22 protein-coding genes and 1 tRNA gene are annotated in these 23,267 nt (G+C 67.1%); 7 read left to right on the top strand and 16 right to left on the bottom strand.

The genetic code is table 11. From position 1 onward, the window contains the following. Position 1 precedes the first annotated feature (1 nt). Together mfd and SMN802W_RS0112340 are read right to left on the bottom strand one after the other, a co-directional pair. The gene (gene mfd, locus SMN802W_RS0112345) at positions 2-3,454 is read right to left on the bottom strand and encodes a transcription-repair coupling factor (RefSeq protein ID WP_019517224.1); all 3,453 of its coding nucleotides are present in this window, start codon (positions 3,452-3,454) and stop codon (positions 2-4) included. Positions 3,455-3,500: 46 nt separating this feature from the next. Then, positions 3,501-3,779 carry an FAD assembly factor SdhE gene (locus SMN802W_RS0112340; RefSeq protein ID WP_019517223.1) on the bottom strand — a complete coding sequence of 93 codons (279 nt, stop codon included), beginning with the start codon at positions 3,777-3,779 and terminating at the stop codon, positions 3,501-3,503. Positions 3,780-3,872: 93 nt separating this feature from the next. On the opposite strand from SMN802W_RS0112340, the gene recG reads away from it, so the two are divergent. Together recG and SMN802W_RS0112330 are read left to right on the top strand one after the other, a co-directional pair. Then, positions 3,873-5,927, top strand: a complete 2,055-nt coding sequence (gene recG / locus SMN802W_RS0112335; RefSeq protein ID WP_019517222.1) for an ATP-dependent DNA helicase RecG — start codon at positions 3,873-3,875, stop codon at positions 5,925-5,927. Between the two features lie 9 nt (positions 5,928-5,936). Next, entirely contained in the window at positions 5,937-6,374 is a 438-nt protein-coding gene (locus SMN802W_RS0112330; RefSeq protein WP_019517221.1) for a DMT family transporter, read from the top strand. 8 nt (positions 6,375-6,382) lie between these two features. Here SMN802W_RS0112330 and tyrS read toward each other — a convergent pair whose 3' ends face one another. The 4 genes from tyrS to serS are packed head-to-tail and all read right to left on the bottom strand — an operon-like array spanning position 6,383 to position 10,895. Next, positions 6,383-7,609: a tyrosine--tRNA ligase gene (tyrS, locus tag SMN802W_RS0112325; protein ID WP_019517220.1), complete on the bottom strand. Its 1,227-nt coding sequence runs from the start codon at positions 7,607-7,609 to the stop codon at positions 6,383-6,385. A gap of 37 nt (positions 7,610-7,646) precedes the next feature. Continuing rightward, positions 7,647-8,852: a M23 family metallopeptidase gene (locus SMN802W_RS0112320; protein WP_019517219.1), complete on the bottom strand. Its 1,206-nt coding sequence runs from the start codon at positions 8,850-8,852 to the stop codon at positions 7,647-7,649. Positions 8,853-8,856: 4 nt separating this feature from the next. Then, a complete protein-coding gene (gene surE, locus SMN802W_RS0112315; RefSeq protein ID WP_019517218.1) occupies positions 8,857-9,624 on the bottom strand; it encodes a 5'/3'-nucleotidase SurE in 768 nt (255 codons plus the stop codon). Beyond that, complete coding sequence (gene serS / locus SMN802W_RS0112310) at positions 9,624-10,895, bottom strand: serine--tRNA ligase (protein ID WP_019517217.1); 1,272 nt, start codon at positions 10,893-10,895, stop codon at positions 9,624-9,626. Before serS ends, surE begins: the two co-directional genes overlap by 1 nt. 88 nt (positions 10,896-10,983) lie before the next feature. Here serS and SMN802W_RS0112305 point away from each other — a divergent pair, with 88 nt between their 5' ends. Further along, a complete protein-coding gene (locus SMN802W_RS0112305) occupies positions 10,984-11,493 on the top strand; it encodes a host attachment family protein (RefSeq protein WP_026326074.1) in 510 nt (169 codons plus the stop codon). Positions 11,494-11,571: 78 nt separating this feature from the next. Here SMN802W_RS0112305 and SMN802W_RS18360 read toward each other — a convergent pair whose 3' ends face one another. Continuing rightward, positions 11,572-12,492 carry a hypothetical protein gene (locus tag SMN802W_RS18360; protein WP_162140018.1) on the bottom strand — a complete coding sequence of 307 codons (921 nt, stop codon included), beginning with the start codon at positions 12,490-12,492 and terminating at the stop codon, positions 11,572-11,574. Positions 12,493-12,850: 358 nt separating this feature from the next. Here SMN802W_RS18360 and dksA point away from each other — a divergent pair, with 358 nt between their 5' ends. The 3 genes from dksA (at position 12,851) to SMN802W_RS0112285 (ending at position 13,922) form a co-directional block, all read left to right on the top strand. Beyond that, positions 12,851-13,303, top strand: coding sequence for an RNA polymerase-binding protein DksA (dksA, locus tag SMN802W_RS0112295; protein WP_019517214.1), 453 nt, complete (start codon positions 12,851-12,853; stop codon positions 13,301-13,303). A gap of 78 nt (positions 13,304-13,381) precedes the next feature. Continuing rightward, on the top strand, positions 13,382-13,756 hold the full coding sequence (locus SMN802W_RS17025; protein ID WP_019517213.1) for a PilZ domain-containing protein: 375 nt from the start codon (positions 13,382-13,384) through the stop codon (positions 13,754-13,756). 79 nt (positions 13,757-13,835) lie between these two features. Beyond that, positions 13,836-13,922: transfer RNA gene (locus SMN802W_RS0112285), tRNA-Leu, on the top strand. 255 nt (positions 13,923-14,177) lie between these two features. Here the strand turns inward: SMN802W_RS0112285 and SMN802W_RS0112280 are convergent. After that, on the bottom strand, positions 14,178-14,642 hold the full coding sequence (locus SMN802W_RS0112280) for a cytidine deaminase (RefSeq protein ID WP_019517212.1): 465 nt from the start codon (positions 14,640-14,642) through the stop codon (positions 14,178-14,180). Between the two features lie 3 nt (positions 14,643-14,645). Continuing rightward, entirely contained in the window at positions 14,646-15,128 is a 483-nt protein-coding gene (locus SMN802W_RS0112275; RefSeq protein ID WP_019517211.1) for a UPF0262 family protein, read from the bottom strand. Positions 15,129-15,243: 115 nt separating this feature from the next. Between SMN802W_RS0112275 and SMN802W_RS0112270 the strand changes: the two genes are divergently transcribed. Beyond that, positions 15,244-16,734 carry a replicative DNA helicase gene (locus SMN802W_RS0112270; RefSeq protein WP_019517210.1) on the top strand — a complete coding sequence of 497 codons (1,491 nt, stop codon included), beginning with the start codon at positions 15,244-15,246 and terminating at the stop codon, positions 16,732-16,734. 9 nt (positions 16,735-16,743) lie between these two features. Here SMN802W_RS0112270 and SMN802W_RS0112265 read toward each other — a convergent pair whose 3' ends face one another. From SMN802W_RS0112265 to SMN802W_RS0112235, 7 genes are all read right to left on the bottom strand, one after another. Then, on the bottom strand, positions 16,744-18,105 hold the full coding sequence (locus SMN802W_RS0112265; RefSeq protein WP_156818868.1) for a DUF4403 family protein: 1,362 nt from the start codon (positions 18,103-18,105) through the stop codon (positions 16,744-16,746). 156 nt (positions 18,106-18,261) lie between these two features. Then, positions 18,262-19,020 (bottom strand): phosphoadenylyl-sulfate reductase, encoded by a 759-nt coding sequence (locus SMN802W_RS0112260; protein ID WP_019517208.1) that lies wholly within the window; start codon positions 19,018-19,020, stop codon positions 18,262-18,264. Then, positions 19,013-19,489, bottom strand: coding sequence for a DUF934 domain-containing protein (locus SMN802W_RS0112255; protein ID WP_019517207.1), 477 nt, complete (start codon positions 19,487-19,489; stop codon positions 19,013-19,015). The genes SMN802W_RS0112260 and SMN802W_RS0112255 overlap by 8 nt, the downstream gene beginning before the upstream one ends. After that, complete coding sequence (locus SMN802W_RS0112250) at positions 19,482-21,113, bottom strand: nitrite/sulfite reductase (protein WP_019517206.1); 1,632 nt, start codon at positions 21,111-21,113, stop codon at positions 19,482-19,484. Before SMN802W_RS0112250 ends, SMN802W_RS0112255 begins: the two co-directional genes overlap by 8 nt. Next, complete coding sequence (locus SMN802W_RS0112245; protein ID WP_026326071.1) at positions 21,113-21,409, bottom strand: DUF2849 domain-containing protein; 297 nt, start codon at positions 21,407-21,409, stop codon at positions 21,113-21,115. Before SMN802W_RS0112245 ends, SMN802W_RS0112250 begins: the two co-directional genes overlap by 1 nt. Before the next feature lie 10 nt (positions 21,410-21,419). Continuing rightward, the gene (gene cobA / locus SMN802W_RS0112240) at positions 21,420-22,208 is read right to left on the bottom strand and encodes a uroporphyrinogen-III C-methyltransferase (RefSeq protein WP_019517204.1); all 789 of its coding nucleotides are present in this window, start codon (positions 22,206-22,208) and stop codon (positions 21,420-21,422) included. 70 nt (positions 22,209-22,278) lie between these two features. Next, positions 22,279-23,232: a DUF808 domain-containing protein gene (locus tag SMN802W_RS0112235; protein WP_019517203.1), complete on the bottom strand. Its 954-nt coding sequence runs from the start codon at positions 23,230-23,232 to the stop codon at positions 22,279-22,281. Positions 23,233-23,267 lie beyond the last annotated feature (35 nt).

Genomic DNA, 23,267 nt, shown 5'->3' with positions numbered 1-23,267 from the left:
GTCAGGCGGCCGCCTTCGCCAACCCTTTCGACAGTTGCAGCGCGCCGTTCAGCCGCGCCTGCGGATCGCCCCATGCGCGGCTGACCGCCAGCTTGCTGTCGGGGCGCAGCTTGGCAATCGGCCCCAGCTTGTCGACATAGGCGAGCAGCCCCGATACGTTGGGCGGCTTGTCGTCGTGGAACGCGACCAGCGCGCCCTTCGGTCCGACGTCGAGCTTCGCCACGCATGCCTTCTTTGCGTTGAGCTTGATCTCCATGATCTTGACGAGGTTGTCGGTCGCCTCCGGCAAGGGCCCGAAACGGTCGATCATCTCGGCGGCGAACGCGTCCAGTCCGGCACGCTCGTCGACCTCGTTCAGGCGGCGGTACAGCCCCATCCGCAGGTCGAGGTCGGGGACATATTCCTCCGGGATCAGGATCGGAGCATCGACCGTGATCTGCGGCGAGAAGTCGCGTGGTGCGTCACGCAGGCCACCCGCCTTGGCGTCCATGATCGCCTCCTCCAGCATCGACTGGTAGAGTTCGTAGCCGACCTCCTTGATATGCCCCGACTGCTCGTCGCCGAGCAGATTGCCCGCACCACGAATGTCGAGGTCGTGGCTGGCGAGCTGGAACCCCGCACCCAGCGTGTCGAGATCGGACAGCACCTTCAGGCGCTTGTCGGCCGCCTCAGTCATCTGTCGCTCGGGCGGGCTGACCATATAGGCGTATGCGCGCGTCTTCGATCGGCCGACCCGGCCGCGCAACTGGTAGAGCTGCGCCAGGCCGAAGCGGTCGGCACGGTTGACGATCATCGTGTTGGCCGACGCGATGTCGATGCCGCTCTCGATGATCGACGTGGAGACCAGCACCTCGAACTTCTTGTCGTAGAATGCGCTCATCCGCTCCTCGACCTCGGTCGGGCTCATCTGCCCGTGTGCGACGACGAAGCGTATTTCGGGCACTTCCTTGCGCAGATAATCCTCGATGTCGGGCAGGTCGGCGATCCGCGGCGTGACGAGGAAGCTCTGCCCGCCGCGATAATGCTCCCGCAGCAGCGCCTCGCGCAGCACGACCGGATCCCACGGCATGACATAGGTGCGCACCGCGAGCCGGTCGACCGGCGGGGTCTGGATCACCGACAGTTCGCGCAGGCCAGACATCGCCATCTGCAGCGTTCGGGGGATCGGCGTGGCGGTCAGGGTCAGCATGTGAACGTCGGCACGGAGCGCCTTCAACCGCTCCTTGTGCGTCACCCCGAATCGTTGCTCTTCGTCGACGATGACGAGGCCGATACGCTTGAAGTCCAACCCCTTGGCGAGCAGCGCGTGGGTGCCGACGACCACGTCGATGCTGCCGTCCGCCAGCCCCTCCTTGGTCTTCTTCGCCTCCGCCGCGGGAACGAGGCGGGAGAGCCGCCCGATGTTGATCGGGAAGCCTTCGAACCGCGCCGAGAAGTTGGTGAAATGCTGTCGTGCGAGCAGCGTCGTCGGGCAGATTACCGCGACCTGCATCCCCGCCATCGCTGCGACGAAGGCGGCGCGCAGCGCGACCTCGGTCTTGCCGAAGCCGACGTCGCCGACGATCAAGCGGTCCATGGGCTTGCCCGCCGCCAGATCGGCCAGCACGTCGCCGATCGCGCGATCCTGATCGTCGGTTTCCTCGTACGGGAAGCGATCGACGAAGGCGGGGTAGCCGGCGCTGTCGGGCTCGGCGACCTCGCCCGGGCGCAGCGCGCGCTCGGCCGCGGTCTTGATGAGTTCGCCCGCGATCTCGCGGATGCGCTCCTTCATCCGGCTCTTGCGCCGCTGCCACGCCTCGCCGCCGAGCTTGTCGAGGGACGCGCCATCCTCGCCGCTGCCGTAGCGCGACAGCACTTCCAGGTTCTCCACCGGCACGTAGAGCTTGTCGCCGCCGGCGTAGCTCAAGGCCACGCAATCGTGCGGCGCCTTGCCGACGGGTATCTGCATCAGTCCTTCGTAGCGACCGATGCCGTGGTCGCTGTGGACCACCAGATCGCCGGGCGAGAGCGTCGCGAGTTCGGCGAGGAAGGCGTCGGCCGACTTACGGCGCTTGGCACGGCGAACCAGCCGGTCGCCCAGCATGTCCTGCTCGGTCAGCACTGCGACACCCGGCGCGGTGAAGCCGTGATCGAGCGCAACGACGGTCAGCGCCACACCGCGCTCGGCCGTGCCCAGCGCCTCCTGCCATGTGTCGGCGAGGCGAGCGCCGACCAGATCGTGATCTTCGAGCAGGCTCTTCAACCGCTCACGCGCGCCGACCGAATAGCTGGCGAGAATGGCCTTTCGGCCTTCCTTCTTCAGCCGGGCGACGTGCGCGACCACTGCCTCGTACACGTTGGCCTGATTGGCGCGCTCTGGCGCGAAGTCGCGCGGGCCGTCGACCTCGAAGTCGAGCACGCGCGCCGAGGGCGGCTCGTGAAAGGGCGAGACGAGGTGCGCCGGCGCAGCGGTGACCTCGGCCTGCCATTCGTCGGCGTCGAGGTAGAGCGTCTTGGCGGGTAGTGCGCGATAGCTGCCGGGCTCGGCCGCCTCGGCGCGCTTGCGGTTCTCGTAATAGTCGGCGATCGCTTCAAGCCGCGCCTCGGCTGCGGCAGGCGCGCCGCTGTCGCGCACGACGACTGCGTCGCCGAGGTGATCCCAGAGCGTCGCCAGCTTGTCCTCGAACAGCGGCAGCCAGTGTTCCATGCCGGCCAGCCGCCTTCCGTCGCTGACCGCCTGGTACAACGGATCGCCAGTCGCGGTCGCGCCGAACTTCTCGCGGTAGCGCGTGCGGAAGCGCTTGACGCTTTCCTCGTCGAGCAGCGCTTCTGACGCGGGCAGCAGCACAAAGCCGTCGACGCGGCCGGTCGTGCGCTGGTCGGCGGGATCGAAGGTGCGGACCGTCTCGATCTCGTCGCCGAAGAAGTCGAGCCTGAGCGCCTGTTCCTCGCCGCTGGGGAACAGGTCGACGATGCCGCCGCGCACGGCATATTCGCCCTGATCGTGAACGGTGTCGGTGCGGACGTAGCCGTTCGCCTGCAACAGCGCGGCGAGCTTGTCGCGGTCGATCCGGGCGCCGGGCTTCAATTCGGCGACCAACTGCCGGATGCGGAATGGGGTCAGCGTGCGCTGCGTCGCGGCGTTGACGGTGGTCAGGACGAGTTGCGGGCCTTTCGGCTTGGCCTGCAACCGGTGCAGCGCGCCGATCCGCTCCGCCATGATGCGTAGCGTCGGCGAAGCGCGGTCGTAGGGGAGGCAATCCCACGCCGGCAGCTGGACGATCTCGAGCTCGGGCGCGAACCACGTCGCGGTCGCCGCCACGGCGCGCATCTGCGCCTCGTCCGCCGCGACATAGACCGCGCGCAAGTGCGCCGCGCGCGCAATGTCGGCCAGCAGCGAGGGCAGGAACCCCGACGGCACCCCCGACAAGGTCAGCGGCACGGTGGCGTCGAGGATCGTGTTCAATTCGGGCAAGTGGCGGCTATCCGTCTGTGATGGGGTGTAGCGGTCAGGCGCTTGTTCAGGGCAGGGGCACGAAGTCGAGCGAACGCATGCCCTGCATCATCGGTCCGTTCCACTGCGGCGGGCAGGGGATCGATCCGATCGCCCAGCCCATGATGTCGACGTCCTGTTCCTCCAAGAGCGCCTCGAACCAGTCGAGCTCGTCCGCCGACCACGACGCGTGATGCGCGTCGAAATAGCCGCCGATCATCAGGTCGGCCTCGCGCGTGCCGCGGTGCCAGGCACGGAAGCGCAGGCGCTTGATGCGGATAGGTTGTTCGCTCTTGGGATCGGTCATGGGTGCGCTCCGGGCCAGAGGGTTGAGGCGCCCGGCCCGACACGCTTTTTCTGGCAAGTCGGGGAGCGGCTGACTAGGTCAGCGCATGTAGTCATGCGTCCCGATATCCTCAATCCGCTGTTCGCCGAGGTCACGTCGCTGAAGGGCGTCGGGCCCTCGCTCGCGCGGCCGCTCGAACGGTTGCGGATTTCGCGCGTGATCGATCTTCTGTTTCATCTGCCGACCGGCTGGATCGACCGGCTGCCGCGCGACGAGCTGATGCAGGGCGACGTCGGCCGCACGATCGTCATCACGTTGACGGCGCGCGAATACCGCACCAGCAGCTCGCCGCGCGCGCCGACGCGGGTGCAGGCTACCGACACACACGGCAATACCATCAGCCTAACCTTCTTCGGCGGCTCGTCGGGCTGGGCGAAGAAGCTGTTCCCGATTGGCGAGGCGAAGCGCGTGTCGGGCAAGCTGGAGCAATATGGCGATCAGCTCCAGATGGTGCATCCGGAGCAGATCGAGGACGGCGACGGGCTCCGTGAGCGCGAGGCGATCTATCCGTTGTCGGAAGGGATCACGTCGAAGCGGATCGCGGCGCTGGTCGCGCAGGCGCTGACGCGCGTGCCGGTGCTGCCCGAATGGATCGAGCCGAGCCTCAAGGCCAAGCACGACTGGCCCGACTGGCACGAGGCGATCGCGCGCGTCCACGCCGACCCGGCGGATGCAAGGGCGCGCGCGCGGCTCGCTTATGACGAGGTGTTCGCGAACCAGCTCGCGCTCTCGATTGTGCGCGCCGACACGCGACGACGACGCGGGCGGGCGCTCGCGGGTGACGGGCGCTTACGCGACCTGCTGCGGCTGCCCTATACGCCGACGGGCGCGCAGTCGCGCACGGTGCGCGAGATCGAGGGCGATCTGGCACAATCGGCTCCCATGCTGCGGCTGCTGCAAGGCGATGTGGGTGCGGGCAAGACGCTGGTCGCACTGATGGCGCTGCTGATCGCGATCGAGGCGGGTGCACAGGGCGCGATGCTGGCACCGACCGAGATCCTCGCGCGCCAGCATTACGACTCGCTCCGCCGCCTGCTCGCCGGATTGCCGGTCGAGATCGCGGTGCTGACCGGGCGCGACAAGGGCCGCGCGCGCGAGGCGACGCTGATGGGGCTGGCCAACGGATCGATCGACCTGCTGGTCGGCACGCACGCGATCTTCCAAGAGGCGGTCGGGTACAAGGACCTGGGGCTCGTCGTGGTCGACGAGCAGCATCGCTTCGGTGTCGCGCAGCGCCTGCTGTTGCAGGACAAGGGGCGCGTGCCGCCGCACGTGCTGGCGATGACCGCGACGCCGATCCCGCGCACGCTGACGCTCGCCCGCTACGGCGAGATGGACCAGAGCCAGTTGGACGAAATGCCGCCCGGCCGCGAGCCGATCGAGACGCGGGTCATGTTGGAGGAGCGCACCGACGAGGTCGTCAACGCGCTCGGCCGGCACCTGTCGGAGGGAAAACAGGCCTATTGGGTCTGCCCGCTGGTCGAGGAAAGCGAGACGAGCGACCTGCAAGCCGCCGAGGCCCGCGCGGAGACACTGGTATCGCGCTTCGGCAATCGGGTGGGGCTGGTCCACGGCCGCATGAAGCCGGCCGAGAAGGACGCGGTGATGGCGCGCTTCTCTGCCGGAGAACTCGGCGTGCTGGTCGCGACCACGGTGATCGAGGTCGGCGTCGACGTGCCCAATGCGACGCTGATCGTGATCGAGCATGCCGACCGTTTCGGGCTGGCGCAGTTGCACCAATTGCGCGGGCGGGTCGGCCGCGGCGGCGGCAAGTCGGTCTGCCTGCTGCTGCGTGGCTCGGCATTGAGTGAAACGGCACGCGCGCGGCTCGCGCTGATGCGCGAGACCAACGACGGCTTCCGCATCGCCGAGGAGGATTTGCGGCTGCGCGGTGGCGGCGAACTGCTCGGCACGCGCCAGTCAGGGGAGGCGGTGTTCCGGCTCGCGACGCCCGAACTGCTCGGGGAACTTCTGCCGTCCGCGACCGATGACACGCGGTTGCTGATCGACCGCGACGGTGGTCTCGCCGGCGCGCGCGGGCAGGCGGCACGCGTCGCGCTCTACCTGTTCGATCGTGATCAGGGGGTGCAGCTGCTCCGATCGGGGTGAGGAGACAAAATGCAGGCGTTGTTCCCGATCCTGGCCGTGCTGATCGCCGGGATCGGCGTCGCGCTGCAACCGCCGACCAACGCCGCGCTCGCCAAGGTGTCGGGATCGGTGTGGCTCGCCGCGCTGATCTCGTTCGCGGTCGGCACCGCGGCGCTGCTCGTGATCTGGCTGGCTGATCGCACGCCCGTGTCGGCGGCTAGGAACGCGCCGTGGTGGGCGTGGCTGGGCGGGTTCTACGGCGCGGCGTTCGTCGCCGCGCTCGCCTTCGCGACGCCGCGATTGGGACTTGGGGTCACGCTGACCGCGGCAGTCGCGAGCCAGCTCGTCACCGCCATGCTGATCGATCGATTCGGGCTGTTGGGCCTGCCGCAGCAGCCGATCACCCCGATGAGAGCGATCGGTGTCGCGCTGGTGATCCTGGGCGTGGTGGTCGTGCGTCGCGGCTGAGCGTCCGCTCAGCCCGGATTGACGAGCCCGTGGTGCTTCTTGCCCGCGGAGACGCGGACCGGCTCAGCGCCGACTGTCACGACCGCGGCCTCGTCGCTGACCTTCTCGCCCGCGACCCGTGCGCCGCCGCCCTTGATGAGCCGACGCGCCTCACCCTTCGATCCGGCGAAGCCGAGCGCGACGAGCGCGTCGACCAGCGCGATCGAGCCCAAGGCGTTGACCGACGGCAGCGTCGCCCCGCTCGCGCCCTCCTCGAAGGTGCGACGCGCCGTTTCCGCGGCTTCGTCGGCCGCGGCGCGCCCGCGGCATAGCGCCGTTGCCTCGTTGGCGAGCACCTTCTTCGCCTCGTTGATCTCTGCGCCGCCCAAGGCTTCCAGTCGCGCGATCTCGTCCACGGCCAAGTCGGTGAACAGCCGCAGGAAGCGGCCGACATCACGGTCATCGGTGTTGCGCCAGAACTGCCAGTAGTCGAAGTGCGGCAGCTGGTCCTCGTGCAGCCACACTGCGCCGTCGACCGACTTGCCCATCTTGGAGCCATCCGCCTTGGTCAGCAGCGGGGTGGTGAGGCCATAGACCTCCGCGCCGTCCATCCGCCGCGCGAGGTCGACGCCGTTGACGATATTGCCCCATTGGTCCGACCCGCCCATCTGCAAGCGCACGCCGCGGCGGCGGTTGAGCTCGGCGAAGTCGTAGCCCTGCAGGATCATGTAGTTGAACTCGAGAAAGCTCAGCGACTGCTCGCGGTCGAGCCGCAGCTTGACCGAATCGAAGCCGAGCATCCGGTTGACCGAGAAATGCTGGCCCACCTCGCGCAGGAACGGGATGTATTCGAGCTGATCGAGCCACTCGGCGTTATTGACCATCACCGCGTCGGTCTCGCCCTCGCCGAAGGTCAGGAAGCGGTCGAAGATGCGCTGGATGCCGGCGATATTGGCGTCGATCGTGTCCTGCGACGACAGCTTGCGCGCCTCGTCCTTGAAGCTCGGGTCGCCGATCTTGCCGGTGCCGCCGCCCATCAGCGCGATCGGCTTGTGCCCGGTCTGCTGCATCCGCCGGAGCATCATGATCTGCACCAAGCTGCCGACGTGGAGCGAGGGGGCGGTGGGATCGAAGCCGATATAGCCGGGCACGACCTGCTTCGCCGCCAGCGCGTCGAGCGCGGCGGCGTCGGTCATCTGGTGGATGTAACCGCGCGTCGAGAGCGTGCGGAGCAGGTCTGAGTTGTAGTCGGTCATGTCGGCGGCGCGCTTAGCATCAACGCGGACGCAATCGCTAGCGTGACGGCAACTGCCTGATCGGGTCGACCGGGGTGCGACCCTTGCGCAGCTCGAAATGTAGCTCCGGTCGGTCGGCGAAGCCGGTGTCGCCTGACAGCGCGATCGTCTGCCCCTTCTTCACCGCCTGTCCGCGCTGCACGAGCAATTTGCTCGCGTGGCCGTAGACCGAGGTCCAGCCGCCGCCGTGGCGGACGATGACCAATCCGCCCAGCGCGGCGATCCCGTCGCCGACATAGGCGACGGTGCCGTCGGCGGTCGCCTTGATCGGTGTCTGCAAGGGCAGCGCGATCTTGATCCCGTCGTTGCGCTCGCCCGATCCGCCGGGGCCGAAGCGGCGGATCAGCTGCCCGGTCGCAGGCCAGGCGAACTGGCCGGGCGAGCCGAGCGGGGCGGCGACCGGGGTGGTTGCTGCGAGCACGCGGCGCGGCGTCGCGACCGCCTTTGCCGGCGCCTGATTGACTGCCACCGCCGGCTCGCCGCCGGTCAGGATCGAGTCGACGTCGAGCGTGAAGGCGGCGGCGCGCTGCGCGGCCGAGACGCTGCGTGTCGACGTGCCGGGGATCAGCACGCGCTGCCCGGTGCGAAGCGTGTACGGCTCCGCGAGCTGGTTGGCGGCGATCACCTGCGACCACGGCACGCCATAGGCGCGCGCGATCGCGATGCCGGTCTGGCCCGCGCGGACGAGGTGATAGCGTCCGCCGGGTATCGTCAGCCGCTCGCCGACCTGGATCGTGTACGGCTCGACCAGGTCGTTTGCGCGCGCGATCGCCTCGGCGGCGACCCCGGTGCGGTCGGCGACGCGGCTCAGCGTGTCGCCGGGCGCGACAGTATATTCCTGCGTCTCGACCTCGCGCGCGTCGGCCTCGACCGGACGCGCCTCCCATGCAGGCGCTGGCGCAGGCAGTTGCGCCACGCCGGTCTGGCGATCGACCACGGTTCGCGCGGCGACATTGCGGTCGGCAGCGGGCAGGTCGCGCGGAGGCGGCAGGTCGGCATCGCGGCGCGGCCGCTCGATGCGGCGCGGCGGCGCTTCGACACTGCGCTCATAAGGCCGATCCTGTTCCTCGAGCGCGCGTGACCAGCGGTCACCATCGCGCGGCGGCGGCGGCGTATCGTAGCCGCGATCGACCCCGTTCGGGATACAGCCCGCCAGCGCGCCGCCGATGAGCAGGAGCCATCCCGTCGCCGCGACCCGCCGCATTCCCCTATGCCTCGCCGTACACGCGGGAGAGCGATGCCAGCGACGCCTCGTGCGTCAGGTCGAGATGCAGCGGGGTAACGGTGATCCAGCCATCGGCGACGCGCGACAGGTCGGTATCGGGTGCAGGCGGGGTCGTCATGCCGCCGAGCGACATCCAGCGATAATCGTAGCCGCGCGGGTCGCGCCGCGTCTCGAAACGGACACGCCCGTAATCGCGCAGCCCCTGACGCACGGCGGTGACGCCGCGCACCGCCTCAGGCTCGACCGCGGGAAAGTTGATGTTGACGACCGTGCGCGGCGTCCATTCCATGTCGAGCAGCGGCCGGATCGTGCGCGCGCCCCATGCCGCCGCCACCGCAAACGACACGTCGTCGCCCGGCTCGACCGCCGCGTACCGCTGGCTGAGCGCGATCGAGCGGATACCGGCGAGCGCGCCCTCCATCGCGGCGGAGACGGTGCCCGAATACATCACGTCCTCGGCCAGATTGCCGCCGCGGTTGACCCCCGAAAGGATCAGGTCGGGCTTGCCGTCCATCAACTCGGCAAGCGCCAGCATAACCGCGTCGGTCGGCGTGCCGCTGACCGCGAAGCGCCGCTCGGCGAATTTGCGCACCCGCAACGGGCGGGTCAGCGTGAGCGATCGGCCCGTCCCCGACTGCTCCTCCGCCGGCGCTACCACCCAGACATCGTCGGAGAGCTCGGCCGCGATCCGCTCCAGCACCGCAAGGCCGGGCGCGTGATAGCCGTCGTCGTTGGAGAGCAGGATGCGCATCAGCGTGGGCTTAGCTGCTCGACGCCGCCCATATACGGTTGCAGCACCGCGGGCACCGTGATCGATCCGTCCGCTTGCTGGTAGTTCTCCAGCACCGCCACTAGCGTCCGCCCGACCGCCAGACCCGAACCGTTCAGCGTATGAACGAAGCGCGTGCCCTTCTCGCCATCGGGCCGGAACCGCGTGTTCATGCGCCGCGCCTGGAAATCGCCGATGGTCGAGCATGACGAGATTTCGCGCCACGCGTCCTGTCCGGGCAGCCACACCTCCAAATCGTAGGTGCGACGTGCGCCGAACCCCATGTCCCCGGTGCACAGCAGCAGCCGGCGGTAGGGAAGGTCGAGCGCTTCGAGCACGCCTTCCGCGCACCGCGTCATCCGCTCATGCTCGGCGTCGCTGTCGTCGGGGCGGCAGACGGTGACGAGCTCGACCTTCTCGAATTGGTGTTGCCGGATGAAGCCGCGCGTGTCGCGCCCGGCGGCGCCCGCCTCGCTGCGGAAACAAAGCGTGTGCGCGGTCATCCGCATCGGCTCTGATAGGTCGCCCAGGATGCGATCGACGACCGACGCGGTCAGGCTGACCTCGGCGGTGGGGATCAGCCAGCGGCCATCGGTCGTGCGAAACGAATCGTCGGCGAACTTGGGCAGCTTGTCGGTGCCGTACATCGCCGCATCGCCGACCAGCACCGGCGGGTTGCACTCGACATAGCCGTTATCTTCGACGTGGCGGTCAAGCATGAACTGCGCCAGCGCGCGGTGCAGCCGCGCCATGCCGCCGCGCAGAAAGGTGAAGCGCGCACCCGACAAGCGCGCGCCGGTCTCGAAATCCATCCCCAGCGCCGGGCCGAGATCGGCGTGCTCCTTCGGGGCGAAGTCAAACGTGCGCGGCGTGCCCCAGCGTTTCAGCTCGACATTGTCGCTCTCGTCCTTGCCCGTCGGCACATTGTTCGCCGGCAGGTTCGGGATCGTCGCCAGCTTGTCGACCAGCGCCGCGGCCACCGCTTTTTGATCCGCCTCAAGTTCGGGCAAGCGCTCCTTCAGTGCCGCCACCTCCGCCATCAGGTCGGTCGGATCGTCGCGCCGCGCTTTCGCCGTGCCGATCGCCTTTGACGCTTCGTTGCGCCGTGCGAGCACCGTCTGGACCTCGGTCGTCAGCGTGCGCGAGCGTTCGTCTATCGCCAGCACCTCGGCTGAAACCGGAGCCAGCCCCCGCTTGGCAAGCGCGGCGTCGAAGGCGGCGGGATCGTCCCGGATCAGGCGGATGTCGTGCATGGTGGCCGAGCTATGGCAACCGCCCCCGACCGGCGCAACCCGCGCGGGGACGGCAGCGTTGGATCGGGGCGAAACAAAGGAGAACGCGATGCAGGTCCCTCATAAATCCGTCGTGCTGGTGGCGGACGGACGCAAGCTCTTGTTCCTGCGCAACGAGGGCGATGCGGATTACCCGAACCTGGTCGTCGAAACTGCGCAGGAAAAGCCGAACCCCGCCGATCGCGATCAGAAGACCGACGCTGCCGGCGCGGCCTCATCGACGCAATCGGGTGCGGGTGCGCATGGCGGCGCGCAAGGCGGCTCGGGCAACGCGGGCGGTGGTGGCGCGCAGTTCGCCGCGGGGCGCGGCAGCATGGGCGAGACCGACTTCCACCAGCTGGAGGAGGACCGTTTCGCCGCGGACGCGGCCGAGTTGCTTAAGAAGCGCGCGCTCGCCAACAATTACGACTCGCTGATCGTCGTCGCGCCACCCAAGACATTGGGCGAGCTTCGCAAGCACTACCATAAGGAGGTGGAGCGTCGCCTGTCGGGCGAGCTCGACAAGGATTTGACCGGCCACCCGATCGACGAGATCGAAAAAGCATTGCAGGCCGCCTGAACGCTTCGATCACACATAAAAAGGGGCCGGTGCATGTGCTGCACCGGCCCCTTTTCCGATCGCCCGCAAATATCGGGATTACGCTGCCACGGTCTCGCGCTTCGCCAGCCGCTTGCGCGCGACCAGCGCGGCGGCCGCGGCGCCGAACAGCAACATCATCGGCGGCGCGGGAACTGGCGCAGGCGTGCCGTTGCTCGATCCCGGCGGCGGGGCGCAATGACCGCCCTTGCAGCCATGATCCCAGCCGTTGTTCGATCCCCAGCCGTGGCTCGATCCCCAGCCCTTCGAGCTTGAGCCATAGGACGACGAGGAAGTTGAGGAACTGGTCGAACTCGACGTGCTGGTTGAGCTAGATTGATGCTGGCCCTGGTTCTGCTGTTGTTCCTGGTTCTGATTCTGGCTCTGTTCGTTGCTGTTCTGATTGTTGTTGTTATTCGTGTTATTGCTTGAGTTGTTGTTGTTGCTGGAATTATTGCTCGAGTTGTCGTTGTTGTTCTTGCTCGAATTGTCGACGTTGTTCTCGTTCTTGTTCGAATTGTCGATGCCGACGACCGCGCCGCCGGTCGAGCTGGAGGTCGAGGTGGACGACACCACGATGGCGCCGCTGCTGCCGCTGCTGCCGCCCGACCCGCCAAAGAAACCGCCGGCGAAGAACCCGCCGCCACCACCGCCGTAGAAGCCGCCGCCGCCGATCGGCGCTGCGACCGCGCCGCCGCCACCGACGAACGCGGGAACCGGCTCGGGCAGGGGCACCGGAACCGGTGCACCAGTGCTGGCGACCGTCACCGTCGTCGCCGCACAATTGTTGCCCGCGCTGCGCACGATGCGACGAACGCTGCCCTTGCTGGCGTAGCTGCGACGGACGACGCGGTTGGTCGCCTTCTTCGCGTAGGCCGTGCGATGCTTGGCCGTTTCCGCCACGTGCACCGCACCACCACCGATCAGTGCGCCACCGCAGGTGCACGCGCAAAGTTTTGCCAACGCCATCCGCACAGACATGCCATCACTCTCTCGTTGGCGACGATGCGAACCGTCGCGGAAAAACCCAAAGCAGCGCTATCGCTCCGCCCATGCACCAAAGTGCAAAACAAAGGCTTAAGTGCAACGCCCTTAACCACCAATGTCACGCTTTGCGCATCATGTATCGCGTGGCCTCGGCCGACAACATGGTTAACGTGTCACGCTGGGACTGAATCGGAAGGGGCGTGGAATTTCGTTCAGGCCGGCGTCAGCGACACGATCTTACGGAAACTAACCTGTTCGCTTGTCGTCGTGTACGACCGCGGTTATAGGCCCCGGCAGGGGGCGCACCAGCGGTGTTGACGATCATTCCTGGCGCGCAGGCGGGAGAGTGTCGATGGCTACGGTGTTGAATCGTATCGAAGAAGCCGCGGTCGCGGTTGATGACAATAATGGTTACCGGCCGAGCGCCGACGAACCGTTCATGAACCCGCGCCAGCAGGCGTATTTCCGACAGAAATTGTACGATTGGAAGGAAGCGATCCTGCGCGAAAGCCTGGGCACGCTGTCGCAGTTGCAGATCGATTCGCTGCGTGAATCCGATCTGACCGATCGCGCGTCGAGCGAAACCGACTGGTCGATCGAGCTTCGCACCCGCGACCGGCAGCGCAAGCTGGTATCCAAGATCGACGCGGCGCTGCGGCGGCTCGAGGAAGGCGAATACGGCTATTGCGAGGTCACCGGCGAGCCGATCAGCCTGCAGCGGCTGGAAGCCCGTCCGATCGCGACGATGACCGTCGAGGCGCAGGAGCGGCATGAGCGGCACGAAAAGATCTCTCGCGACGATTGATCGGACCTGCCCCATGGTAAGCGGTTCTTTACCGCCGCGCGGCTACGACGGCGATCGGACCGACAGGCGGTGGGGTTGATGGAGCATTTGGGAAAAAGCGTGTTCGAGCCCGATCCAGGCGTGAACGCCGGGGTCGATGCGACGCGCGGCCGCGACAGCCTGTTTCTGATGGCGAAGATGCGCATGGCGGGCAAGCAGCCCGTCGACGTGCGCGTGCGCAACCTGTCTGCGGGCGGGCTGATGGTAGAACTGCCTTATCCGGTCGCGCCCGAGGGCGATGTCGAGGTCGAGGTGCGCGGCCTCGGCTGGATCGCGGGGCGGATCGCCTGGCAGATCGAGGGGCGCGCCGGTGTCGCTTTTGACCGCGAGATCGATCCGCAACGCGCACGCAAGTCGCCCGGCGATTCGCAACCGACGGTGAAGCGGTTCGGCAAGGGCGCGTTCAAGCGCTGATCGCCACGGCGGTCGCATACGCCGTGTCACAAACCATCTGGACGGGCGCGAAATAGCCTGTCACAGGGGCGTCACCCACGCGGGCGTGGTGGAATTGGTAGACGCGCTAGACTCAAAATCTGGTTCTGGAGACAGAGTGTCGGTTCGAGCCCGACCGCCCGTACCACCTTTGGTGGCTCATTCATTCTTTCTCGATCTTTCGATCGGCACTTGCCGAAGACGGCCGTCGCCAACGGCCGTGCAAAGGTACGGCAGCGCGAACGCGTTTAACGGTTGCCGGAGCATCTGCTACGCCGCTGAACGTGCACGACGCAGCTGTCCTACACGCCATCGGCCTGCCACAGCGACCGCGCTCTTTATTATCGTCGTGCCATCACGCGCCCGCACGCAGGCGCGCGCACCTGCGTTGCGCTGCGACCTTTCAACCGACGCCGAGGTCGGCAGGTCCGAACGCGTCGGGTAGCAATTCGGACAGGCGATAGCGCACGATCGTGTCACCTAGCGCGCCGCCGCAATAGACGGCGACGTCGCGGCCACCCATCTGCGCCGCCTCGTTGATGACTTGCCGGCAGCGCCCGCACGGGCTGACCGGATCGCTGCCGGTCGCGCGGCCTTCGGCATCCATCGCGCCGCCGATCACCCCGACCGCGACGACCTCGCGCAGCCGTCCCGACGCACTGACGCTCGCGATCGCGACCGTTTCGGCGCAGAGCGACAGGCCGTAGCTCGCATTCTCGACGTTGGCACCCGTGACGACGCTGCCATCGGTCAGCAAGACGGCCGCGCCGACCGCGAAGCGCGAATAGGGCGCGTGGGCGTGGCGCGCCGCCTCGCGCGCCGCGGCGATCAGCCGGGTTGCTTCGCCGTTCGCTTCTTCGGGGAACATCGGTCAGGCCTTGATATGGAGGACGCAGATAAGGGTGAACAGCCGCCGGGCGGTGTCGAAATCGATCTCGATCTTGCCGTCGAGCCTCTCCTTCAGCAGTTCCGCCGCCTCGTTGTGGATACCGCGCCGCGCCATGTCGACCGTCTCGATCTGCGCGGGCGTCGATTGCCGGATCGCCTGGAAATAGCTGTCGCAGATCGCGAAATAGTCGCGGATCGGACGCCGGAAGCGGGCGAGCCCGAGGATCAGCGTCTCGATCGGCGTGTCGTCGGCGCGCTTCATTTGGATGACCAGCCGGCCTTCCTCGACCGAGAGCAGCACGCGGTACGGGCCGGCGTAATCGTCGGGCGTGGCACGCTGCGGCGCGAAATGATTTTCTTCGATCAGGTCGAAGATCGCGATCCGGCGTTCCTGCTCGATATCGGCCGATCGCCACAGGATCGTGCCCTCGTCTAGCTGAATGTCGATGATCCGCGGATCGGCCATATCGTCTCGATAGCCACGAAGCGCGCGCGCGACAACGCGTCGGCGAGGCGGGTTATCACCGGCATTCACCGCCGCGACGGTTTCGGTAATCGTCCCGACCGGGTATGACGCCGCGATGGCGACATTGGCATTTCCGCAGCCGGCTCCGGTCGAACCCGTTCAGCTTCCGCGCAACGTCGAGGCGGAGGCCGCGATGCTCGGCGCGATGATGATCGACAATCGCCTTGCCGACGATCTGGTCGACCGGCTCGAACCCGCGCATTTCTACGAGCCCGTCCACGGCCGCGTGTTCGCTGCGATCAAGACGCTGCGCGCCGCCGACATGCTGGCGACGCCCGTCACGCTGCGCCCGATGTTCGACGCCGACGAAGGCATGAAGGAGCTGGGCGGCCCGGCCTATCTTGCCAGCCTTACGGGCTCGGGTGCGGGACTGATCGGCGCGCGGCAGTTCGCGCAGCAGATCTACGATCTGGCCATGCTGCGCTCGCTCGTCTCGGTAGGGCGCACGCTCGTCGATCGCGCGATGGACACGTCGGAAGAGGTCAATCCTCGCGCGCAGATCGAATTGGCGGAAGAGGAACTGTTCAAGGTCGCGGCCGATGGCGCGACCGAGAACAGCATCAAATCGTTCGCGCAGGCGAGCACCATGGCCGTCAAGATGGCCGAAAAGGCGCTCAACTGGGGCGGCAACCTTTCGGGCGTCACCACGGGCCTCGACAGCGTCAACCAGAAGATCGGCGGCCTGCATCATTCCGACCTGATGATCCTTGCCGGGCGTCCGGGCATGGGCAAAACGTCGCTTGCCACCAACATCGCGTTCAACGCGGCGCAGCGCTGGATGCATGACATGCGCGACGGCATTCCGCCGTCGAAGTCGGTCGGCGCGAAGGTCGCCTTCTTCAGCCTCGAAATGTCGGCCGACCAGCTCGCCACGCGCATCCTCGCCGAACAGTCGCGCATCTCCTCGGAAGCGCTGCGCATGGGCAAGATCAGCAAGCAGGAGTTCGAGCAGCTCGCCGCCGCCGCCGCCGAGCTGGAGAATTTGCCGCTGTTCATCGACGATACCGGCGGTCTCTCGATCGGCTCGCTCCACACTCGTGTCCGTCGCCTGCAACGCCGCCACAACAACGAGATCGGGCTGGTGGTGATCGACTACCTCCAGCTCCTGTCCGGCTCGGGCAAGTCGTCCGACGGCAACCGTGTGCAGGAAATCTCCGAGATCAGCCGCGGCTTGAAGACGTTGGCAAAGGACATGAACGTGCCCGTGCTGGCACTCTCGCAGCTGAGCCGCGCGGTCGAGCAGCGCGAGGACAAACGCCCGCAGCTGTCCGACCTGCGCGAATCAGGCTCGATCGAGCAGGACGCCGACATGGTGTGGTTCGTGTTCCGCGAAGACTATTACGTCGCGGCGAAGGAGCCCAAGCGCCCGGTCGAAGGCGACAACGCCAAGATGTTCGAGGACCACGCCGCCTGGGCCGCCGACATGGAACGCGTCTACGGCCTGGCCGAGCTGATCGTCGCCAAGCAGCGCCACGGTGCGACCGGCAAGGTTATCCTGAAGTTCGACCCGACGATCACGCGCTTCTCGGACTATGCCGGATATTGAACGGATCGATCAGTGCGGACGGTAGCTGATGTCCGCCTGCCCGGTGACCGCGACCGGCATGAACAGCCCGGCGCCGGTTGCGGTGATGCGGCCGTTGCGCACGCCGGTGATCCGGGTGCGCAGCACGAAATCGCCTTCGCGCCGCTCGCCGATCGCGCGCTCCACCTTGACGAGCAGCTTTCGGTAATCGGGCGCGAAATCGTGGGCGAGGCCATCGGCAATGCCGGCGCGCACGGTTGGATCGGCGAACAAGGCAGCGAGCAGGTCGACCAGCTGCGAGTTGGTCTTGGTCGCGAACTCGACGTTGCGGACCTGGACGAGCTGCGATTCGGGTTGGTTGTACGGCTGCGCGGCGAGCCAGGCTTCGCCCTCCGCCGAGGCGATCGGGCTTGAGCGCGCCTTGACCTTTGCATGAACACCGACCGCGATCCGGTTGTCGCTCGTCGCATAAACGGTGACGCGCCCGAACTCTGCATCGACTGCTCCGATCCCCTTCAGCTTTATGCCACGCACGGCCAGCTTGCGCAGCGTGCGCTGCACCACCGGTTCGAGTTGGGCGTAATCGGCGAGCACCGGGGTGAAGAAACGCAAGCCGGGTGTGCCGAGCTCAGATGACGGGGGCGGTAGCGCTGTCGGCGTCAGATCAGGCGGGCGGTGGCCGACGAATGTCTGCGTCAACGCGTCCGCCCGCAACGTCAACCGCAGCTCGCGTCCCTTGATCCGGTAGCCGCCGTAACCGAGCCGACGCGGCGCGACCCGCATCCACACCGGCGGGTTGCGTTGGCTGAGCTGGAGCGTCGTGAACGACTGGTCCCAGACCTGTTCAAGCTGGCTTCGCAGATGCAGCCGCGACAATTCCGCCGGCAGGTCGCGCTCCAGCTTCGCGAGCATGGGCTGCAGCTTCTCGTCAGCCTTGTCGGTAAAGGTAATGCGTTGTCCCAGCAGGTGGATGCCGGGCGGCTGCGTCCAGTCGTATGACAATTGCATTTTGGCGGTCGGTTGCCAGTCGCCGTAAATCGAGATGCGCCCGGTCGCGCGGACGATCGCACTGCCGGTTGCGGTCTCCCCCGCAACGCCGCCGACATCCTTTGCCGAGATCCGGGCGTGGATCGGCAGCGTGACGACCAGCCGATCGCCGCTGCCGCCGACGTATACCGGCCCGCGGGTGACGGTGCCGACGACGCGACAGCCGAGGTCGGGCGTGACCCTTACCTTGGCGATGCCGAGGTTGACCCGCCTCGCCTTCACGCAAGTGTCGAGGTGACGGTCGATCGTCCATAGCTGGCGCGGCGTGCGCTGCTCCAGCCCGCGTTCGAGTTGATCGAGGTCGGCATCGACGGGCACGACAATCGTCGAAGGTTGTTCGGGCATGGTGATCGCGCCCGTCACGCGGGGCGGGGCGGCGTTACCGACCTGCCGGTTGCATGCCGCAAGTGGGATGATGAGCAGCAGGCATATGAGCAGGCGTGGCACGATCGCTAAACCAAGATCGGGCCGATTCGATCCAGTACCGAAACGAGCCGCAGCCTAGAAGGCGGGTTCCTCACCCGGCTTCTCCGGCACATGGATGCCGCATTCCACCTTGTCCCAGCCGCGCCAGCGACCGGCGCGTGGGTCCTCGCCCGGCTGCACGCGCGAGGTGCAGGGCGCACAACCGATCGACGGGTAACCCTGCGCCTCCAACGGGTGCCGCGGCAGGTCGTGCTCGTCGAAATAGGCGTCGAGATCAGCCTTGGTCCAGGCCGACAGCGGGTTGATCTTCAAGCGGCCGTCATCTTCCTCGAACCGCGGCATCGCGCGACGGGTGGACGCCTGAAACCCCTTGCGACCCGAAATCCAAGCATCGAACGGCAGCAGCGCACGGCGCAGCGGCTCGACCTTGCGCAACTCGCAGCAGCCGTCGGGGTCGTAGGACCAGCGCAGGCCCTTGTCGTCCTTCAGCCGCAGCAGACGCGGATCGGGGCGGAACACGCGCAGGTCGGTGAAGCCCAGCCGCTCGGCGAGTTCGTCGCGGTATGCGAGCGTTTCGCCGAACATCTTCTGCGTGTTGGTGAACACGACCGGTACGTCGCGGTCGACCTCCGCGATCATATGGAGGAGGACCGCCGACTCCGCGCCGAACGACGACACCGCCGCGATCCGCCCCTTCAATTCGCCGGTCAGCAGCTCACGCAGCATCTCCTGCGCCGAAGCACCCGAGAAGCGTGCGGCGTAGGCTGCGGCATCGGCGGCGGTGTAGACGCGACCGGTGTCGATCGTGTCGAGCTGGCGTGCGGGCTCACCCATGACGAAGCTTCCATACCGGCACCGATGCATCGGCGGCTTTCTGGTAATGGTAGTCGTAGCGGTCGAGCGAGCGGCGCAGTGTCTCGCCGTCGATCGGTGTTTCGGGCGCAAAGCTGTCGAAGCCGCAGCGGCGCATCAGCGGCACCTGATCGACGAGCACGTCGCCCGCTGCGCGCAACTCGCCGGTGTATCCCGCCTCGCGCAGGATACGCGCGACCGAATAGCCGCGCCCGTCGCGGAAGCTCGGGAACGACACCTCGATGAGTGCGATACGGTCGAGCGAAGGCAGCAGTTCGCGCGCATCGTCGCCGGGCTCGATACGGACGGCGGTCGCGTTCGACTGACCGACCAGGAACGAGTCGAGCGTGACCGCGGGCTCCTCGTGTACCTCATCATCGCGGAAGCGCAGCTGCACGCCGCCGCCGCTGTCGGTCGTCGTGGTCTGGTCGGGATCGAAACCATCAGCCATAGATCGCCTCCTTGAACGGCTCCATGCCGACGCGCCGGTAGGTGTCGACGAAACGCTCGCCGGTCTCACGCACCTCGATGTAGGTGTTGGTGACGCGCTCGATCGCGTCGACGACGCCGTCCTCGCTGAAGCCCGGACCGGTGATCTTGCCCAGACTCACGTCCTCCGCACCCGATCCTCCGAGCAACAGCTGGAAGTTCTCCACGCCCTTCTTGTCGACGCCCAGGATGCCGATGTGACCGGCATGATGATGCCCGCACGCGTTGATGCAGCCCGAGATCTTGAGCTTCAGCTCGCCCAGGTCGCGCTGCCGTGCCGGGTCGGCGAAGCGCTCGGCGATCTTCTGTGCCAGCGGGATCGATCGCGCGTTGGCGAGGCTGCAATAATCGAGGCCGGGGCAGGCGATGATGTCGCTGATGAGATCGAGATTCGCCTCGGCGAGCCCGGCCTCGACCAGTGCCTCCCACACCGCCTTCAGGTCGGCGACGCGGACGTGCGGTATGACGATGTTCTGCGCATGAGTCACCCGCAACTCGTCGAAGCCGTAACGCTCGGCGAGGGTCGCCATCACGTCGATCTGGTCGGCCGAGGCGTCGCCCGGGATGCCGCCGATCGGCTTCAGGGACACGTTGACGATCGCGTAGCCGGGCTGCTTGTGCGGCTTGACGTTCTGGTCGAGCCAGACCGCAAAATCGGGATCGCTGCGGTTGATCTCGGTCGACGCTTCCGCCTCGAACGCGGGGCTTGCGAACATTGCGGTGATCCGCTCCAGCTCGGCGCGCGGCGGATCGAGCCCGAGCTGCTTGACCAGCGCGAACTCCTCCTCGACCTGGCGGCGGTATTCATCGGCGCCGATCTCGTGGATCAGGATCTTGATCCGCGCCTTGTAGATGTTGTCGCGCCGGCCGTAGCGATTGTAGACGCGCAAGGCCGCCTCGAGATAGCTCATCAAATCGTCGGCAGTCACGAAGTCGCGAATTTCGTGCGAGATCATCGGCGTGCGGCCCATGCCGCCGCCCGCAAAGATCCGCGCGCCCAGCTCACCGTCGCGCATGACGAGCTGGATGCCGATGTCGTGCAGCCGCATCGCCGCGCGATCCTCGTCCGCTGCGATCACCGCGATCTTGAACTTGCGCGGCAGGTAGCTGAATTCGGGGTGAAAGGTGCTCCACTGACGCAGCAGCTCGGCCCAAGGGCGGGGATCGGCGACCTCGTCGGCGGCGGCGCCGGCGTACTGATCGGAAGAGATGTTGCGGATGCAATTGCCGCTCGTCTGGATCGCGTGCATCTCGACCTTGGCGATCTCGGCCAGGATGTCGGGCGCGTCGGACAGCTTGATCCAGTTGAACTGGATGTTCTGGCGCGTGGTGAAATGGCCATAGCCGCGGTCGTACTTGCGCGCGATCGTACCAAGCATCCGCATCTGCCGGCTGTCGAGCGTGCCGTAGGGCACCGCGATCCGCAGCATGTAGGCGTGAAGCTGGAGGTAGAGGCCGTTCATCAGCCGAAGCGGCTTGAACTGGTCCTCGGTGATCTCGCCCGCCAGGCGGCGGCGCACCTGATCGCGAAATTCGTCGACGCGCGCATCGACGATCGCCTGGTCATACTCGTCGTACTTGTACATCAGATTACCCAGCTTCCGGCAGTGGGATCAGCCGGCTTCAATGTCAGGTCGGGGCGGACGGTAGGCCCGAGCGCGCGAATACGATCCTTGATGTGTGCAGGTCGGGGGCCGTCCGCAGTTGCGACACCCTCGATTACATAAGGCACGTTGACGCGGCGCGAAGCTTCCTCCGCGCGTGCGATCGCCTCGGCATGGTCGCCGGCATCCACCGCTTCCTCGATGTGGCGCGACCAACCCTGGCCTGTCCACCAGATCACGTCGCCGCTCGGCAGATCGTTGCCCGTCACCAGTTTCACGCCATTACCTTCACGCAAATGTCTCCGCGGTGCGGACATAGCCCGCCAACCGGTTCTCGGCATCTGACAATTCGACCACCTCGCCGACGACGATGATCGCGGGGCTGGCGACACGCTCGCGCGTCATCATCGCGCCGAGATCGGCGAGCAGGGTACGCAACGCGCGGTGGTCGGGCTGCGTACCCTTTTCGAGCACCGCGACCGGCATATCGGGCGCGACTCCGTCCGCCATCAGCTTGTCCGCGATCTGATCCGCGGTTGCGACGCCCATGTAGATGACGAGCGTGCGGCCTTGGCCGGCGAGGCCCGACCAATCCTGCTCGCTCAGTCCCTTGCACTGTCCGGCGACGAAGCTGACCGCGCTGGCATGGTCGCGGTGGGTGAGCGGCAGCATCGCCTCCGCCGCGCAACCCAGCGCCGCCGACACACCGGGGATGACCTCTACGGGCAGGCCAGCGGCGCGCACCGCCTCGACCTCCTCGCCGCCGCGCCCGAAGATGAACGGGTCGCCGCCCTTCAGCCGCACGACGACCGATCCGGCGCGGACGTGCGCGACGATAAGCGCGTTGATCGCGTCCTGCGGCAGGGTGTGGCGCGCGCGGCGCTTCGCGACCGAGATGCGCTGCGCCGTGGCAGGCGCGATGTCGAGCACGCGTGGGTCGATCAAGCCGTCATGGACGACGACATCGGCGCACTTGAGCGCCTCCACCGCGCGGACGGTCAGCAGCCCGGGATCGCCCGGACCCGCACCGACGAGGATGACGCGACCGCGCGCGTCGGGATCAAGCAGACTTGCCATGCTTTGGCAGATGGCCTCACTGGCGCGCCCAAGCAAACCAGCAAGGCTTGCGCCGCGCGTAGTCGAGGTTTCAGTGCGCCGCGTCGCCGTGCTTACCGCGTGCCCGTTGCACGTGGTGCACGATCAGCGCGACCAGTCCGCCGACGATTAGCCCGACCACGCCCGACAAGGCCGCGGTGACGATCCAGGCGACCGCGCCGCCGAGCGCGCCCGTCGACTTCCCCGCCACCTCGGACGCGTGGTGAACGACGTGGGCCAGCCCGGCGAGACCGAGCTCCTCCATCCCGTGCAGCAGGATGCCGCCGCCGACCCAGATCATCGCCGCGGTCCCGATCACCGCCAGCCAGCGCATCATGACGGGTACGCCCTTCACCAGCCCGAGCCCGATCGCCTGGAGCGCGCCCGAGCGTTGCTTGGCGAGATGAAGCCCGATGTCGTCCGCCTTCACGATCAGCGCGACGACGCCGTAGACGCCTGCGGTGATCGCCACCGCGACGATGATCAGCGTGATCGCCTGCGTCAGGATCGGCGTGTCGCTGACCTCGCCGAGCGCGATCGCCATGATCTCGGCCGAAAGGATGAAGTCGGTGCGGACCGCGCCCGCGACCTTCTGCTTTTCCAACTCGACCGGATCGGTCGGCGCGGCTTCTTCCTCCTCGCCGTGCCCGCCCGACACGGCCTCGATCACCTTCTCCGCGCCCTCGAAGCAGAGGTACAGACCGCCCAGCATCAGCAGCGGCGTGATCGCCCATGGCGCGAATGCGCTGAGGATCAGTGCGGCGGGGAGCAGGAACAGCAGCTTGTTGCGGATCGAGCCGAGCGCGATCTTGCCGATGATCGGAAGTTCGCGCTTGGGTGATAAGCCGACGACGTAGCGCGGCGTCACTGCGGTATCGTCGACCACGACGCCCGCCGCCTTGGTGCCTGCCTTCGCTGCGGCACCCGCCACGTCGTCGAGCGAGGCGGCGGCGAGGCGGGTCAGGCCCGCGATATCGTCGAGCAATGCGACCAGCCCGCTTGCCATGTTGTCATTCCCCCGTTTGTATTTTCTGCCGCGTT

Origin of the sequence: Sphingomonas sp. Mn802worker (assembly GCF_000382485.1) — a bacterium.
GTDB lineage: Bacteria > Pseudomonadota > Alphaproteobacteria > Sphingomonadales > Sphingomonadaceae > Sphingomonas.
The sequence above is the reverse complement of the archived record's forward strand: the minus strand, read 5'-3'. Positions and strand labels throughout refer to the sequence as shown.

Bases quoted from the DNA above. Each gene is read 5' to 3' on its own strand.
- SMN802W_RS0112340 (WP_019517223.1), bottom strand. From the start codon at position 3,779: ATGACCGATCCCAAGAGCGAACAACCTATCCGCATCAAGCGCCTGCGC.
- SMN802W_RS0112305 (WP_026326074.1), top strand. From the start codon at position 10,984: ATGCAGGTCCCTCATAAATCCGTCGTGCTGGTGGCGGACGGACGCAAG.
- serS (WP_019517217.1), bottom strand. From the start codon at position 10,895: ATGCACGACATCCGCCTGATCCGGGACGATCCCGCCGCCTTCGACGCC.
- SMN802W_RS0112250 (WP_019517206.1), bottom strand. From the start codon at position 21,113: ATGTACAAGTACGACGAGTATGACCAGGCGATCGTCGATGCGCGCGTC.
- SMN802W_RS0112235 (WP_019517203.1), bottom strand. From the start codon at position 23,232: ATGGCAAGCGGGCTGGTCGCATTGCTCGACGATATCGCGGGCCTGACC.
- SMN802W_RS17025 (WP_019517213.1), top strand. From the start codon at position 13,382: ATGGAGCATTTGGGAAAAAGCGTGTTCGAGCCCGATCCAGGCGTGAAC.
- recG (WP_019517222.1), top strand. From the start codon at position 3,873: ATGCGTCCCGATATCCTCAATCCGCTGTTCGCCGAGGTCACGTCGCTG.
- SMN802W_RS0112270 (WP_019517210.1), top strand. From the start codon at position 15,244: ATGGCGACATTGGCATTTCCGCAGCCGGCTCCGGTCGAACCCGTTCAG.
- SMN802W_RS0112255 (WP_019517207.1), bottom strand. From the start codon at position 19,489: ATGGCTGATGGTTTCGATCCCGACCAGACCACGACGACCGACAGCGGC.
- dksA (WP_019517214.1), top strand. From the start codon at position 12,851: ATGGCTACGGTGTTGAATCGTATCGAAGAAGCCGCGGTCGCGGTTGAT.
- SMN802W_RS0112260 (WP_019517208.1), bottom strand. From the start codon at position 19,020: ATGGGTGAGCCCGCACGCCAGCTCGACACGATCGACACCGGTCGCGTC.
- SMN802W_RS0112320 (WP_019517219.1), bottom strand. From the start codon at position 8,852: ATGCGGCGGGTCGCGGCGACGGGATGGCTCCTGCTCATCGGCGGCGCG.
- cobA (WP_019517204.1), bottom strand. From the start codon at position 22,208: ATGGCAAGTCTGCTTGATCCCGACGCGCGCGGTCGCGTCATCCTCGTC.
- SMN802W_RS0112275 (WP_019517211.1), bottom strand. From the start codon at position 15,128: ATGGCCGATCCGCGGATCATCGACATTCAGCTAGACGAGGGCACGATC.
- SMN802W_RS18360 (WP_162140018.1), bottom strand. From the start codon at position 12,492: ATGTCTGTGCGGATGGCGTTGGCAAAACTTTGCGCGTGCACCTGCGGT.
- surE (WP_019517218.1), bottom strand. From the start codon at position 9,624: ATGCGCATCCTGCTCTCCAACGACGACGGCTATCACGCGCCCGGCCTT.
- SMN802W_RS0112330 (WP_019517221.1), top strand. From the start codon at position 5,937: ATGCAGGCGTTGTTCCCGATCCTGGCCGTGCTGATCGCCGGGATCGGC.
- tyrS (WP_019517220.1), bottom strand. From the start codon at position 7,609: ATGACCGACTACAACTCAGACCTGCTCCGCACGCTCTCGACGCGCGGT.
- SMN802W_RS0112280 (WP_019517212.1), bottom strand. From the start codon at position 14,642: ATGTTCCCCGAAGAAGCGAACGGCGAAGCAACCCGGCTGATCGCCGCG.
- SMN802W_RS0112265 (WP_156818868.1), bottom strand. From the start codon at position 18,105: ATGCCCGAACAACCTTCGACGATTGTCGTGCCCGTCGATGCCGACCTC.